This window comes from uncultured Sphaerochaeta sp. (assembly GCF_963676625.2).
GTDB lineage: Bacteria > Spirochaetota > Spirochaetia > Sphaerochaetales > Sphaerochaetaceae > Sphaerochaeta.
Genome location: NZ_CAXXYB010000001.1, coordinates 238948 through 254297, shown reverse-complemented (window position 1 = coordinate 254297; position 15350 = coordinate 238948). Strand labels below are relative to the sequence as shown.

Below are 15350 nucleotides of genomic sequence, written 5' to 3'. Positions count from 1 at the left end.
TCAGATTGCCCCTTCTTTCTCTGATGAACTATATACCTTGGTACTGAATTCCTCCAATAGAAGCCTGCATTGTTGCAATTTCTGTTCGGACTCAAATCGAAGCGAGGAGGAAAAGAAATCCCGATCCATTATTTTCTGAAGCCACTCGACAAGTTTTTTGTACTCCTCTTCGTTTTCCTCCAGCTCTCCGAACGAAAAATTCTCGATCTTGGTCTCCTTCTCGATTTCCTTGAAAAAGTCCCTGCCTTTATCCAGGAACTCCTTATATTCCTCATTCCTGGCCGAGTTGAAGAGTCCTTGCACATCGACGTCATTGAATTCAGGGAGGAAAGTTGATTTCAGTAGGTAGGCGGTTCCTTGGTTTTGTGATATTTCCTGGGCTATTTCCTGGAAAAATATGAGATGGGCATCGTTGATGGGTAATATCCACATGGATTGCCCTATATTGATCGAGCCTTTTTTCTTTAGTTTTCTCCAAACACTTACCCGTACCCGGGAAGGTTCTTTGGGGAGCGTAAAATTGATCATAAGCCATTGCATGGTATTCAATCTGGACCCTCAAGTTAAAATTGTAATACTTGTTACATTTTTCATTGATTGCAGAATAGGTGTTTTCTACTTGAAAGTCAAGGAAAAGGCAGTGCCTGCTTGGTTGCAATAACCATCATATAATCGCATAATACGACATACTTTTAACACTATGAAAAATACTAAAACACATTATATAAAACCTGTCTTATTTTTAATCGGTCTCTCTTTTCTTTTGCTGGGTTCTTCCTGTACCCAAAAGAGTGTCGATCCCCAATCGAAGTCCTTCTTGCTTCTCGATACTGTCTGTAAGATTACTATCTATGATAATCCATCGGATGAAGCCTTCAAGGCTGGTTTTGACAAGATCAGGGATATCGAGGCAAAAATGAGCCTGCACAAGGCAACCAGTGAATTGGAAGCTGTCAATGCAAAGGCCGGAATAGGGATGCAACAGGTTTCCGCTGATACCTATGCAGTGGTCGAAGAGGCCTTGAAGATTGCAAAATTGAGTGGTGGGGCCTTCGACCCAACTATCGGACCCTTGGTGCAAGCTTGGGATATCGGAGGCGATAATCCCCGAAAACCTTCTCAAGCGGAAATTGATTCCCTCCTGCCTCTTATCGGTTATGAACGAGTGAAAATGGACCCTGTAACTCACTCCATCGGATTGGAAGCTCCTCATATGGTCCTTGACCTTGGGGGAATAGCCAAGGGGTATGTAGCCGATGAAGTTGCCAAGGTCCTTGCCCTCTATAAAGTCAAGAGTGCAATTATAAATCTTGGGGGCAATGTGCTGACGGTAGGAAAGAAACCTGATGGAAGTCCCTGGAAAATTGGAATCCAGGATCCAGACTTGGAGAGAGGTGGCTATGTCATGATTCTTTCCCTGGTTGACCAATCCTTGGTTACCTCAGGTCCCTATGAACGATTTTTCAAGGATGTGGATGGGAAGATCTATCACCATATCCTGGATACGAAGACTGGATATCCCGTGGATTCTGATTTTACCAGTGTAAGTATCATAACTGAAAAGTCCTTCTTGGCAGATGCTCTTTCCACTTCGGTTTTTGCCCTCGGTTACGAGAAGGGCATGGCATTGGTTAATTCGCTTCCTGGTGTCGAGGCAGTATTCTTTACCAAGGAGAAGCAAATCCTTTTTTCCCAAGGACTCAAGGAAGGCAAGATTCCCTATACCATTACCAATACAGATTACTCTCTTTCCTCCGAGTGAGGCTTGAGTGATTATCATAGGGTATGATATTCTTTCAGCCATGAAAATGAAAAAAACTGTCATGACCTTCTGCTTGTTATCTTGTATTCTGGGTATTGTATCGGCTGCAGGTGAAGATCCCATAAAGGCCTTCCCCCAGAGAAGTATCGGAGTCCAGATAGGAGAGCTTTCCGGTTATGGTTTGAGTTATCAAGACCGCTTTTCTGATTTGGATGCCCTTCAGACGACAGTGTGGTTTTCTCTCAATGGGAATCCTTCATCCTATGAGACCTTTCTTGAGTATATGATTGGCCTGGAATACCAACATACTGTCTATAGCAATTCTTATTCTGACTGGTTGCTGGGGCAGTTATATCTGTTTGGAGCCATAAGCCATTATGCATCCCTAGCCGACGCGAATGATTGGGGGACTTTTGAGCCAAACCTTGCCTTGGGCGGTGGAGTCGGGGTGGAGGTTCTATTCCTGGACCATTTCTCGATGCCTATCGAGTTTGGTTATGACCTTTTGTGGGAACGGTCCAATACTTCATTCTTTTCTCAGTTTGATGTTGGTTTCGTTGCCCAGATAGGGATACGTTATCGATTCTGATTCCGCTTTATAGTGTCAAAATCCCTGGTTTGTCTCCGGGGATTTTTTATTATCCTTTTTCCTTGTGTTTTATATGCAATTTCTGGGTGACATTTTCCTTCCACGATAAATGGAAATAATGAATAAAACTATTAATATTAATTATATCGGTAATTAACACTTGAAATATTTATGAAATGAGTAGAAAATATATAAATAAATAGGCTAAAAAGCAATTTATATGGAGAACAAGATGATTGATACTAAACAAGATATTTCATGGATTATTCGAAATCACGATGTAAAGAATGTTGAACTGGCCTCGAATCTCTTTTCAATGAAAAATGCCCGGACAGCCCAAAAATTCCATAGCCAGATACCAGGGTATAAAATGAGCCCCCTTCAGGGACTTCCTCATTTGGCAACTATGTTTGGGGTGGGGGGAATCTGGACCAAGGATGAATCAAGCAGACTTGAATTGAATAGTTTCAAGGTCCTTGGTGGTTCTTTTGCCTTGTACAGGTTCTTGCAAGATAAACTGGGAATCCTTGGGCAGGATACACCTTTTGCCTATCTTGCTTCCCAAGAGGTCAAGGACAAGGTTGGCCAGATTACCTTTGCGAGCGCAACAGATGGAAATCATGGGCGAGGTATAGCCTGGGCTGCACAAAGACTGGGGTTCAAGTGTGTTATTTATGTACACTCAGAGACTTCTTCACGCAGGATCGACGCCATTCGCAGCAATGGCGCGAAAGTAGTCGTGATTGATGGGAATTATGATGATGCGGTTCGGCAGATTGCCCTGGATGCCGAAACGAATGGTTGGACGATTATCAGTGATACCAGTTGGGATAATTATACAAAAATCCCCACATGGATCATGCAAGGGTATCTGACGATGCTGGTTGAGGCGCAGGAACAGTTCAGTGGACAAGGAATTGTGAAACCCACCCATGTTTTCATACAGGCAGGAGTTGGTGCACTTGCTGCTTCCGTAGTTGGATTCTATCATGCCTTGTTCGGACAAGAGGCCCCCAAGTGTGTTGTCATAGAACCTGATAAGGCTCCTTGCCTTTTCGAGAGTGCCAGGATAAATGACGGCAAACCTCATACGATAACAGGATCTCTTGATACCATTATGGCAGGCCTTGCTTGTGGTGAACCAAGCCCGATTGCCTGGGAAATCCTCAAGGAAGATGTAGATGTCTTTGTGAAGGTTCCTGACTATATTGCTGCAAAAGGCATGAGAATGTATGCAACACCCCTCAAGGGAGATCCGTTTATCATCAGTGGAGAGAGCGGGGCCGTAACTCTGGGAGCCTTTGCCTCCATTATGCAAGAACCTCAGCTAGCTGAACTTTGCACTGCCTTGGGTCTCGATGGTGACAGTCAGGTTCTCTTCATCAATACCGAAGGGAATACTGATCCTGTGCATTTCAGGCAGGTCATCTGGGAAGGAGCAAATCCTGTACCCAAGGAATATTGGATCAATAGGTAATTGATAAAGATAGCAATAAAAAAGTCAAAACGAATTAGCCTCTCGTTTTGACTTTTTTTATTTGAAAACTCTCCCTTTACGGTTTACCTAGGGGAGTCCATCACAAAGTAAATAAAGACAGATAACTGTTGTTGGTTTTCTGCCTTTTGCACCTAGGAATAATTCCTAGAATGCGTACAGAACCCCGAAAGTAGTGGTAAAGAGTCCTAGCAGTGGTAACCAAGGATTGAAGGCTACCATTGTATCCATATCACTGAATTCATTTACTGCTACGCCATATAGCATAATCGGGACATTTAGGTTTACAAATAATCCGGTATTTTTATTCGGGATCCAGTATTCACCTTTCAGACAGGGGCCTGCGATTCCTCCGAAGACAGGTCCAAAGTTTGTGAGTGCTATCGTGCTGATTCCTAGTTTCAGGGAAAAGGAATCACTTAGGTCAAAGGCCGTAGTAATATCTGCAGTTATGGTTGCAACATTTGCAATTTGATCTTCAGGATCTGCCTCGCTCAAAGATGCAATATAGGTATAACCGATAGGATAGTTCAGGCCAGCGCTCATTCCCAAGGAACCCTTTTGGATGTCAATGACGACTCCCGTGGCGGCAAAACCTACTTGGACTCCTGCTGCCAAGGTATTTTCACGGGCCGTCAGATTTCCCATTCCAAGAAACGCCACTAGCATAAGAATTGTCAGCGATAAGATCATTTTTTTCATTATAATTCCATCCTTTTTTCGAATTCATGGGGACGAGAAAGAAAACAAGAAAAACTTTCGTTTATCTATTCTTCCTTTCTAAACAGACAAACGTATTATGTAATAAATAGTAACAAAATTTAATAATTGGGTAATAAAAAATTGGATGTACTGATGAGATAATGTAAAAAAATTCATTGATAGTTTTTTGTTTTCACTACGAATCATGTAGTAAAATAACAAATCGACAAGTGTCTTAAAAAGCCTTGAAGGAAAAAAAATAGTATGCATAAATCATGTAGGGCTTTTGTTCTCCTTTTATTGATTCCTTGTTTGGCTTTCGGTGCCACCAATACCATCTTTACCCAGGAAAAAGGGAAGCTCAACTTGTTTTTTCTTGATTTGGACGTGAGCGCGGGAGCGAAGGATAAAAGTGGGGATGCAACAATCCTTATTTCACCGGATAATAAGGTCCTTTTACTTGATAGCGGTCATCCTGAGAGTGGAAAACAGGTAGTAGCGGCCTTGAAAGCCTTGGGGATACAGAAAATTGATTACTTTGTAGCCTCCCATCCGCATATTGACCATATCGGGGGATTTTCTGAAGTTGCCGATAATTTCGAAATCGGAAAGGTTTATCGTTCAGCCCTGAAATATCCTTCAAGTACGAACGCTACCTTCCTTGCAGCGGTAAAAAACAAGAAAATTCCGGTGGAAATCCTATCTGAGGGTGATTCTTTCCAGTTTGGGGATGCAATTTCCGTAAAGGTTTTCAATCCTCCTGCAAGAATCATCTATCCCTGGAATTATCCCAAAAATTGTACGCAGTTCGTAAACAACAACTCTCTTGCCCTTAAGTTTACCTATGGTGAATCCTCTGTTTGGTTTTCAGGAGATTTGTATGCTTCCAGAGAGAGGAAATTGGTAGCAAGATATGGTAATTTACTGCAATCGGATGTAGCAAAGGCAAATCATCATGGGGAGTTGACCTCGAATACCTTGCAATGGAGCAAGACCATACGGGCAACGGTGGTGGTTGCCATGCATGATATCTTTGCCAGCAAGGCCGTGTATGAAAACTATACGAGGCAAGGATCTGATTATCATCTTACGCTCAATGACGGGAATGTAAAGGTAGTTCTGGACAATGCCAGGCATTGCCAGGTCACCGATGAAAAAGATAGTTGGATGAACTGATCTTCTTTAAGCTAAATTCGGTGTGAAAGCAGTAGGTCTGGAAGCAAAACTTGGTTTTGAGTTTTTAGGTTCCAAAGGAATTCCTTGGATATTTTGCTGAGGTTCCTTGACAACTCGGGAAAGGAGTTGTATTGTTGAATTATAGATTGTGATTGATTTAATAGCGAGCAATATAACAAGGAGTTTTTTATGAATGTATATGATTTTCAAGTGAAGGACAGGGTAGGAAAGGATGTTGAACTTTCATCGTTCAAGGGAAAAGTTTTGCTTATTGTAAATACTGCTACCCGTTGTGGATTCACCCCTCAGTATGAGGAGCTTGAAAAGATGTATGAGAAATACTCCGAAAAGGGATTGGAAATCCTCGATTTTCCCTGTAACCAGTTCAAGGAGCAGGCTCCAGAAAGCAATGAAGAGATTCATAAATTCTGCCAGTTGAATTATGGTACCAAGTTCCCTCAGTTCGGGAAGCTTGAGGTGAATGGCGAAAACGCCCATCCCCTATATAAGTATTTGAAAGGCCAGAAAGGATTTGCCGGTTTCGACCTTACCCATAAGATTGGACCGATTCTTGTGGATATCCTAAGCAAGGAAGATCCTGATTATGCAAAAGACCCTTCCATCAAATGGAATTTCACTAAATTTCTCGTTGATAGAAAAGGGAATGTAGTCACTCGTTTCGAGCCGACCCATAATCTTGATGACATCTCCAAGCAAATCGAAGCCTTGCTGTAAACAATCAGCCTTGGTTCTGATTTTGAAGGCCCTCCTGGTGAACTGACAACAGTTCCTGTAGAGGGCCTTTTTCTTATACGTCAACCTAATGATATTCGATCATATTAGCCAAGCGTATGATCTCAAATCTATCTTTTACTTCAAGTTTCGCATAAATCAAACTGATATTGTTTCGCACCGTTTGTTCTGCCAAAGAAAGTTTTTCGGCAATTTGCTGGTTATCATAGCCAGTTGCTATGAGCCCGAATATCTCTTTTTCCCTGCAAGTCAGGGTTTCAAACCATTCGAATCTGTTCGTGGCATCGGGAGCCTTGGGACTGGTTCCGTTGTACATGGTATTGATGAGCTTTGCAGCTATCTTCGGGGAAATCTGGACCAGACCCGATTGCAGAGCCCTAATGGCGGCAATCAGTTCCGTAGGGGAAATGTCCTTGAGCAGGTACCCGGCAGACCCTATTCGCAAGGCTTTTCTCACATACTCATCCTCATCATATGTCGAGAGCATGATAATCTTGATTTTCTTATGCTTCTCAAGGATTCTTCTGGTTGCCTCGACTCCATTGATGTCGGGAAGATGTACATCCATAAGAATTACATCCGGTTCATATTGCTCTGCCATATCAATTGAAGCAAGCCCTGTTTTCGCTATTCCGACGATACGAATATCCTCGACATAGCTTTCAATGGACATCTTAAGGCTTTGCACGAATAAAGGCTGGTCATCGACTAGCAATATCCTGATCATCTGAATATTCTCCTTGTGTTGTTTGTTCAAGCGGAATGGTAACAGTCAGCTGAAACCCTCCTTCCGGTGCATTTATAGCTTTAACGGTTCCTTGCATCTTGCTGATTCTTTCTTCCATTCCTGCAAGTCCGATTCCCTTGATTATTTTCTTTGCACCACTGCCGTTATCTATGACGATTACCTGGACTCTTTGTTCTTTTATCCAAAAAAGAATGCGTACATGACTTGCATGCCCGTGTCGCAGGGCATTGGTAAGTCCTTCTTGCACTACGCGGCACAGAATGAGATCCACTTCATCTCCAAAGCAAGCCGGTAGGTTTCCCGTTTCAATATCAACGACTACCCCTGTTGTTTTTTCAAAGACTGTCTTGATCTTGAAAATCGCTTTCATCCCCTGATTTTCTTCATCTTCGGTATTTCTCAGAAGGTGAAGGGCTTTTCTCGTTTCCACCAATCCTTCCTGGGCTTGGTTACGGGTGGCAAAACACATTTCACTGGTTTGTTCACTGGATTTGCAACCAGTACTGATAATTGCATCCATCAGGGCAATGATATTGGTGAACATATATCCGGAGATGTCATGGATTTCCCTGGATATCCTGAAACGTTCTTTTTTAGTTGCCTGAAGTTCAACCGTCCTGGCATAGCTTTGAAGGCTCTGGCTGAAGACTGTCAGTTTGGTGATGGTCGTATTGAGAACCTGTATTTGCAAAAGGGCTTTTGTCCAGTTGTCAAACAATTTTCGGATATAGGCTTGGGCGATTCCTGCGATACCCAAGATAAAGAAAAAACCGATTTGCTGGGAAAGTGTGATGGGAAGAAGTCCCTGGGAGATGGAATTTTCGCCCAGAAACTGCGGGACCTTTTGCAACAAAGTACCAGCCAGTGTGAAACTGAGAGCTCCCGCAAGGCTTGCAGGCCATTCGAAATGATTGGTCCAGGCTACCTGGAATGCCAGATAAAGCCATAACCGGATAGTTAGATAATCATTCAAGGAATAATCAAGGACCAACAGGAACATAAGCAGGAGTAGACTCAGCAAGATTATGCTGATAAGCCTTGTCGTATATACAAGGGACACGATGCAAAAGGTCGCAATGAAGAAAAAAACAAAAAAAGTACGATAAAATTCGGGAGTCTGTTGGGCTGTCCTTGAACTGATGCCATATTTTAAAATAAACAAGGTAAGTGCAATTAGGAGAAACAAAGATACAATACAGGCTATTGTTTTTTGATAGGTTGTCTGATATCCCTGATTATCTTGTTCAATTTTCCTCATGGACGAAAGTATATCATGGTTTGATTAATTGTCTGGTACAAATGTACTTGGGAATGTGGAAAAAAGGGGTTTACCGGTATTTCTGTAACTGTCGGGCACGGAAAAACACTCTTATGATTTGAAATATATGGCAAATACATTGCATATTTTATTTAGAACACAAGGAGGAAATGGTATGAGAAAAACCATACGTGTTACTTTGGTCTTGATGGTACTTGTCTCGAGTATGCTGTTTGCAAATGGTAAAACTGAACAAGCTGCTCCTGTTGACCCAAATGCACCGGTGACCCTTTCGGTCTGGTGCTGGGATCCTACCTTCAATATTTTTGCGATGAATGAAGCTGCAAAAATCTATGGGGCCGACCATTCCAATGTATCAGTGAAAGTAGTGGAGACTCCCTGGGCAGATTTGCAACAGAAATTGATTACTTCCCTTTCTGCAAATTCAACAGATAATCTTCCGGATATCATTTTGATGCAGGATAATGCAATCCAGAAAAATGTCGTGAATTATCCTGATGCCTATGTGGCTTTGAACGGAAAGATTGACTTAAGCCAATTTGCACAATTCAAGGTAGATGTCAGTACCGTAAATGGCAAGCATTATGCAGTACCTTTCGATAATGGGGCAACAGGTACCTTCATTCGTACCGACATACTGAAAGAAGCAGGGCTGAAGGCTTCAGATTTCAATGATATTACCTGGGAGAGGTTCATTGAACTCGGAAAGATAGTCAAGCAAAAAACTGGATTGCCTTTGGTTTCGACCGTTGCCAATGAACCCGATTTCATCATGATCATGCTGCAAAGTTGCGGTGTCTGGATGTTTGACGAGAATGGTAAGGCATACATCAAGGACAATGCCGTACTCAAGGAGTGTTTGAAGGTATTCAAGGAAATGGTGGAGTCAGGGGTATGTGTTTTGGTTACTGACTGGAATGCCTATATTGCCACATTGAACAATGGTTCTGTTGCCGCTACCATCAATGGTTGTTGGATTGTCGGCTCCATTTCGGCCGAAAAGAGCCAGAGTGGAAAATGGGCAGTCATAAATACTCCTAGGTTCGGGTCAATTTCCTCTTCAGTCAATTATAGTAGCCAAGGGGGATCAAGTTGGATAGTCATGGCCAATTCCAAGCATCAGGATGTTGCAATTGATTTCCTTTCAAAGACGTTCGGAGGAAGCGTGGAACTCTATGATACGATTCTTCCTTCTTCAGGTGCGATTGCTACCTGGCTTCCTGCCGCGAAGGCTCTCGCTTATGATAAGCCTATCCCCTTCTTTGGTGGTCAGAAAATATATGCCGATCTAGTTGGTTATTCAGGAAAGGTGCCCAATGTGAAATATGGTATCTACAACTATGAGGCAAGGGATGCAATCGCCCGTGCACTTTCCGATATCCTCAAGGGTGCGGATATGGACTCGGCCTTGGCAACTGCCCAGAAGAACGTTGAGTTCCAAATGAGCGAATAGATTTTTCCGATGGTGGATTCCGGTATTGCATTTTTTGCGGTACCGGAAATATTTACTTGCTTTTGTATTGTCAACATGTTCGCCATAAGGAAAGGATTTCATGGAAAAGAACACACTGTCAAAGAAAATCAATCTGTATGGATGGTTGTTTGTCATTCCCGCAGCACTATTCATTTTTATTCTCAATTTCTATCCGATGATCAATGCCTTTATGCTCTCCTTGCAATCAGGAAGGGGCAATAATCTCAAATTTGCCGGATTGAAAAACTATGGAAGGCTTTTCCAGGATGAAATGTTTCTTACTTCGGTAGGAAATGTAATGACGTATCTGGTTATCCAGGTTCCTGTCATGTTATTCCTGGCCCTTATTCTTTCTTCGATCCTCAATGATCCTCATCTGAAAGGGAAGGGCATTTTTCGTACGATGATATTTTTACCGTGTGCAACTTCCTTGGTTTCCTCAGCCCTGATTTTCAAATCCTTTTTTTCCATCGATGGAATAGCCAATATATTCTTGATGAACATGCACATTCTTTCAGAACCAAAAAGCTGGTTGACTGATCCTTTTTGGGCAAAATTTGTCAATTATCTTGACTATCACCTGGCGATGGACAGGATACAACACCGTCTTTTACCTTGCAGGTTTGCAAAATATTGACCGAACGATCTACGAAGCGGCAAAAATTGACGGAGCTTCTTCTTCAACCCAGTTCTTTCATATAACCATGCCCTTGCTTAAACCAGTCATCCTTCTTACCGCAATCATGTCAACAAATGGTACCTTGCAACTATTTGACGAAGTAAAGAACATTACCAATGGTGGTCCGGGTATTTCTACCCTTACCATGTCCCAATATATATATAACTTGTCCTTTATGTATAATCCGCAATTTGGATATGCAGCGGCTGTTTCCTACGCAATATTGATTCTGGTTGCCATTCTTTCCTTTGCGCAAATAAAAATAGGGGGCAAGAAATGAAACGACAAAAGAAAGCTGCCATCCCAAAATATATCTTCTTGTGCATCATCTGTCTATTTTCAGTCTTTCCTTTTTATTTCATGCTTGTTTCTGCAACGAACTTGAGTGTTGAGGTAATACAGGGCCGGATGGTCCCGGGCCTCCACTTGATTGACAACTGGAAAAAGCTTATTGGTACTGTCCATCTTGGCAATGCATTTTGGAATTCCATGAGAAATTCCATATTGGGAACTGTTGCCAGTCTTCTGGTTTGCTCTCTTGCCGGGTATGGCTTCCAGGTTTTTCGGGACAAGGGGAAAGATACCTTGATGAGTCTTCTGCTGCTCTCGATGATGGTACCTTTTGCAGCCATCATGGTTCCTTTGTTTCGTATGTTCAGCCAAGCAAAACTTTTGGATTCCACCATGGGCTTCATCCTTCCTACTATATCAACTGCCTTTCTGATTTTCTTTTTTAGGCAAAGTTCACAGTCCTTTCCCATAGAGACCATTCAGGCAGCTCGGGTAGATGGTCTAGGAGAATTTGGAATTTTCTTTCGGATTTATGTGCCTATCATGTCGCCCACCTTTGCCGCGGCCGCCATTGTTACCTTTATGGCAGCCTGGAACAACTATCTCTGGCCACTTATCATAATGCAAAGCCAGGGTAGCCAGACCATGCCTCTTCTTATAACAGGACTGATGGCCGGTTATACGACAGATTATGGTATACTGATGCTCTCGGTAACCGTGACGACGCTTCCAACGATGATTCTCTTCTTTTCCCAGCAGAAACGATTTGTCGAAGGTGTCCTTGGTTCAGTCAAGTAATGGAGATGGTACATATGAAAAAGGTTTTTTCTTCAATAAGACCTTGGGAACTTCCCGAGATCACCGGAATGAATCGTTTGCCTATGGATGCGTTTTCGCTTCCGTTTGCCTCCGCCCAAAAAGCATATATTGACGCTGTAACAGGACCTGTGGGGCGTACTTGGGAGGAAAATCCAAATTACTGTTGTCTTGACGGTACATGGGATTTTCAACTATACGATAGTCCCCTGGCCATTGAGGAGTCTGTCCTTGGCAGTGAGCGTTTGGGAAAATGGTTTTCCATACTGGTTCCCGGATCTTGGTCTGTCCAGGGTTTTGATAAACCGCACTATACCAATGTCGTGATGCCTTTTTCCCAGGAACCTCCCAAGACTCCCGAAATGAATCCTACCGGGGTTTATCGGCGTACGTTTACTCTCGATTCAGCATGGAAGGGGAGACGAACGGTGCTTAAGGTAGGGAGTGCGGAGAGTTATCTTGAAGTACATGTAAATGGACAGTTCGCAGGTAGTTCCAAGGATACCCGATTGCCATCTTCCTTTGATATTTCTTCGTTACTGAAAGACGGTGAGAATGTATTGGTATTGCTTGTGGTCAGGTATAGTGATGCAAGTTACGTCGAGGATCAGGACCAGTGGTGGTTCGGTGGCCTGCATCGTAGTGTCTACCTATACAATACTTCGTTTACAACCCTGTTGGACGGGGATGTCCGGGCAAGATTGTCCAAGGACCATATCCAGGGAACCGTGGATATTCGCCTGAGCGTTGCTTTTCCCAAGACAAGAGAAATGTTGAATTGCCTTTCTCTCAGTCTTTTTGACCCCGAAGGGAAAAAGATCGCCCAGGATGTAGGTTCTCCTGACAAAGAAGGAACCTGGGCTATCAGTATCCCGGTTGAAACGCCACAGCTTTGGAACCATGAGCATCCTGTCTTGTATACGGTAGTGTTTGCCCTGGAATCCGAACAAGAATACCGAGCGATTCGCATTGGCTTCAGGTCTGTGCAAGTAGTTGACCGATCTTTGTTGATAAATGGCAAACGAGTCCTCATAAAAGGGGTGAATCGACACGAACATGACCAATGCATGGCAAAGACGCTCTCAGTGCAGGGTATGGTGGACGATATTCTCTTGATGAAACAGTACAATTTCAATGCCGTGAGGACGTGCCATTATCCGAATATGGAAGCTTGGTATGAACTATGCGACCTCTATGGTTTGTATGTCATGGATGAAGCCAATATTGAATGCCATGCTTTCTACGATAGGCTTTGCCGGGATTCACGGTGGGCCTCATGTTTCCTTGAACGGGGTGTGAGGATGGTTCAGCGGGACAAGAACCATGCCTGCATCATTGCCTGGTCTTTGGGCAACGAAAGCGGCTATGGACCTCATCATGATGCCATGGCAAGTTGGATCCACCGTTTTGATCCGCTTCGTCCCGTTCATTATGAAGGAGCTGTTCGTCCTGAATGGGGGCAGGGTGCCTATACATTGGAGAGTCTACGCCGCGGGCGTTCCTCCACTGATCTGATAAGCCCGATGTATCCTTCCATTGCCTTGATCGAGGAATGGGACAAGAATACTGACGCTTCTGTAGATGATCGTCCCTTGATCATGTGCGAATATAGCCATGCCATGGGCAATTCCAATGGTAGTCTTTCTGATTACTGGAAAGCGATCAAGGCTTCCAGGGGAATCCAAGGTGGATTTATCTGGGATTGGGTTGACCAAGGAGTGCTCGTCGATGATGAAGGAAAACCAGTAGGGCCACGGGGAAAGGCACAGGCTGCCAAGACTCAGGTTCCTGCGTGGCGGTATGGCGGCGATTTTGGCGATACCCCGAATGATCGTGATTTCTGCCTCAATGGTCTGTTGTTCCCTGATAGGTCGATAAAACCAGCCATGCAAGAGTGTTTTAAGCTGTTCCAGAATATCAGTATTACTTCACCTCACCCGACAAGCGGTGTTTTTATCCTGGAAAATCAATTTAGTTTTTCTTCCCTCGAAGGAATTTCTCTTTCCTGGAGAATTTTATCCGAGCAAAAAACATGTTTGAAAACTGGCAGGGTGGAAATTTCGTTCCTTGAAAGCGGTGGGCGATACGAGTTTGTTCTTCCTGAATTTTCTGATCCAGCTTTACTTACTGCGCTATCAGAAGGAGAGAGTTTCATCCTGTTTGAAGCTTTCTTGACCAAGGATCTCATTTGGGCTAAGAAGGGTCACCGTATAGCCTGGGAAGAGATTCAACTTTCGAAAAGAAAGGCCTTATCCATAGACGAAATTCTCGTCAAGGGCGAAATGCAACCCTCAGGGAGTTTTGCGTGCCAAACCAAAGCCTATGGGATACAGATTTCCTCCGAGGGGTTTCTCGAGTCCATACTATTTTCAGGCCAGCAAGAGTTGCTTGCCAGTCCTCTTCGACCCTCTTTCTTTCGTGCACCGACCGAGAATGACGGATTGAAAGTTTCAGGTGTATCGCAGGGACCAAAGGCTTCTGATCAATGGTTTACCAACAATCTGGATGAATTGCACTTTGACAAACTTTCACAAATTCAGGATACTTCAGGAGCGTTGCATATCACCCATTCTGTCAAGACCATAGCTGGTTGCCAGCTTGGAATTTTTTCCCAAGGCTGGAAATTTGGGGAGAAGAATCTGACTGGGGAATTCAATTTTCATATGAATTCGGTCATCAAGGATTTTCCCAGAATCGGGGTTTCCTGTTCCTTGCCCGAAATCTGGAAAGAAGCTGGATGGTTCGGCAGAGGCCCTCTTGAAACCTATCCTGATCGGAAAGAAGGTGCACGAATCGATGATTTTCATGCTGCTTTCAAGGATTTGTATGTTCCCTATATTGTTCCCCAGGATTATGGGGAGCATATGGAGGTCCGGCGACTGGATTTGTTCACCCAGACAAAAGGACTTCGGTTCATTTTTCCCCATCCTGTTTCCTTCAGTATCCAGCAATATGATCTTCAGCAACTCTGTGAGGAATCACATGCTGATGCCTTGAAGGTTTGTACTGTATCGTTTTTATATCTGGATGCTGAGGTGAGGGGAGTGGGGACTGCTACCTGCGGCCCGGATACCTTGGAACAGTATTTGGTTCGACCTGGCTTCCATTCAATGAGCTTTACCCTGACTGCAATGGAATGATACCTTACCCTTGCTTTCTGGTATTCATTGAATTTCGATAGATTATCAGGCGGTTGACCATGAATTCAGTTATGAAATTGATTATCATGGTACCGCCGAGGACAATATAATCATTCCAGCCAAGGGATACCAAAGCATCTCCCCACCAAGTTGAAAGTGGGGTAAAGATTGCATAGTAAAGGCCTAGTTGTATCATTGCCTTGGGAATATTGTTCGAGCTTTTAAACGTAAAGCGCCTATTGACCGTAAAGTTATATACAACACTGGCAACCAGGGCAGTAAGGTAACTTGGCCAATAAGGTAACTTGAAAAGTTGTTCAAACAGAGTAAAGGTAAGGACCTGCACAATTCCGGCGCTGATGGAGAAAAGCGTGAATTGCAGGAATTGGGAAATGTTCTGTTTCCGACTCATTTTTTCCATTTTGCCTATACTATCCTTTTTTATT

General features: G+C 43.4%; 15 protein-coding genes. 10 read left to right on the top strand and 5 right to left on the bottom strand.

The annotated features are described in order from the left end of the window. On the bottom strand, positions 1-540 hold the full coding sequence (locus ACHZBG_RS01140) for a Chromate resistance protein ChrB (RefSeq protein ID WP_394699300.1): 540 nt from the start codon (positions 538-540) through the stop codon (positions 1-3). 160 nt (positions 541-700) lie between these two features. On the opposite strand from ACHZBG_RS01140, the gene ACHZBG_RS01135 reads away from it, so the two are divergent. The 3 genes from ACHZBG_RS01135 (at position 701) to ACHZBG_RS01125 (ending at position 3828) form a co-directional block, all read left to right on the top strand. Then, positions 701-1762, top strand: coding sequence for an FAD:protein FMN transferase (locus ACHZBG_RS01135; protein ID WP_320127598.1), 1062 nt, complete (start codon positions 701-703; stop codon positions 1760-1762). A gap of 40 nt (positions 1763-1802) precedes the next feature. Then, positions 1803-2351, top strand: coding sequence for a hypothetical protein (locus ACHZBG_RS01130; protein WP_320127597.1), 549 nt, complete (start codon positions 1803-1805; stop codon positions 2349-2351). Between the two features lie 232 nt (positions 2352-2583). After that, complete coding sequence (locus ACHZBG_RS01125; RefSeq protein WP_320127596.1) at positions 2584-3828, top strand: diaminopropionate ammonia-lyase; 1245 nt, start codon at positions 2584-2586, stop codon at positions 3826-3828. 165 nt (positions 3829-3993) lie between these two features. On the opposite strand, the gene ACHZBG_RS01120 is transcribed toward ACHZBG_RS01125, so the two are convergent. Next, positions 3994-4548, bottom strand: coding sequence for a hypothetical protein (locus ACHZBG_RS01120; RefSeq protein WP_320127595.1), 555 nt, complete (start codon positions 4546-4548; stop codon positions 3994-3996). A 264-nt stretch (positions 4549-4812) separates the two neighbouring features. Between ACHZBG_RS01120 and ACHZBG_RS01115 the strand changes: the two genes are divergently transcribed. After that, positions 4813-5724, top strand: coding sequence for an MBL fold metallo-hydrolase (locus ACHZBG_RS01115; protein ID WP_320127594.1), 912 nt, complete (start codon positions 4813-4815; stop codon positions 5722-5724). A gap of 189 nt (positions 5725-5913) precedes the next feature. Beyond that, positions 5914-6459 (top strand): glutathione peroxidase, encoded by a 546-nt coding sequence (locus tag ACHZBG_RS01110; protein ID WP_320127593.1) that lies wholly within the window; start codon positions 5914-5916, stop codon positions 6457-6459. Between the two features lie 85 nt (positions 6460-6544). Here ACHZBG_RS01110 and ACHZBG_RS01105 read toward each other — a convergent pair whose 3' ends face one another. Beyond that, positions 6545-7204 carry a response regulator transcription factor gene (locus tag ACHZBG_RS01105; RefSeq protein WP_320127592.1) on the bottom strand — a complete coding sequence of 220 codons (660 nt, stop codon included), beginning with the start codon at positions 7202-7204 and terminating at the stop codon, positions 6545-6547. After that, complete coding sequence (locus tag ACHZBG_RS01100; protein ID WP_320127591.1) at positions 7179-8483, bottom strand: ATP-binding protein; 1305 nt, start codon at positions 8481-8483, stop codon at positions 7179-7181. The genes ACHZBG_RS01105 and ACHZBG_RS01100 overlap by 26 nt, the downstream gene beginning before the upstream one ends. A 175-nt stretch (positions 8484-8658) precedes the next feature. Here ACHZBG_RS01100 and ACHZBG_RS01095 point away from each other — a divergent pair, with 175 nt between their 5' ends. The 5 genes from ACHZBG_RS01095 to ACHZBG_RS01075 all read left to right on the top strand — a co-directional run bounded on the left by ACHZBG_RS01095 (position 8659) and on the right by ACHZBG_RS01075 (position 14904). Further along, positions 8659-9957: an ABC transporter substrate-binding protein gene (locus ACHZBG_RS01095; RefSeq protein ID WP_320127590.1), complete on the top strand. Its 1299-nt coding sequence runs from the start codon at positions 8659-8661 to the stop codon at positions 9955-9957. Positions 9958-10057: 100 nt separating this feature from the next. Then, positions 10058-10615 carry a sugar ABC transporter permease gene (locus ACHZBG_RS01090; RefSeq protein ID WP_320127589.1) on the top strand — a complete coding sequence of 186 codons (558 nt, stop codon included), beginning with the start codon at positions 10058-10060 and terminating at the stop codon, positions 10613-10615. After that, the gene (locus ACHZBG_RS01085; RefSeq protein ID WP_320127588.1) at positions 10536-10937 is read left to right on the top strand and encodes a sugar ABC transporter permease; all 402 of its coding nucleotides are present in this window, start codon (positions 10536-10538) and stop codon (positions 10935-10937) included. The genes ACHZBG_RS01090 and ACHZBG_RS01085 overlap by 80 nt, the downstream gene beginning before the upstream one ends. Further along, positions 10934-11746 carry a carbohydrate ABC transporter permease gene (locus ACHZBG_RS01080; protein WP_320127587.1) on the top strand — a complete coding sequence of 271 codons (813 nt, stop codon included), beginning with the start codon at positions 10934-10936 and terminating at the stop codon, positions 11744-11746. The genes ACHZBG_RS01085 and ACHZBG_RS01080 overlap by 4 nt, the downstream gene beginning before the upstream one ends. A 14-nt stretch (positions 11747-11760) precedes the next feature. Then, positions 11761-14904: a glycoside hydrolase family 2 TIM barrel-domain containing protein gene (locus ACHZBG_RS01075; RefSeq protein WP_320127586.1), complete on the top strand. Its 3144-nt coding sequence runs from the start codon at positions 11761-11763 to the stop codon at positions 14902-14904. Between the two features lie 4 nt (positions 14905-14908). Here the strand turns inward: ACHZBG_RS01075 and ACHZBG_RS01070 are convergent, their stop codons facing one another. Next, complete coding sequence (locus ACHZBG_RS01070; RefSeq protein WP_320127585.1) at positions 14909-15325, bottom strand: GtrA family protein; 417 nt, start codon at positions 15323-15325, stop codon at positions 14909-14911. Positions 15326-15350: the final 25 nt, after the last annotated feature.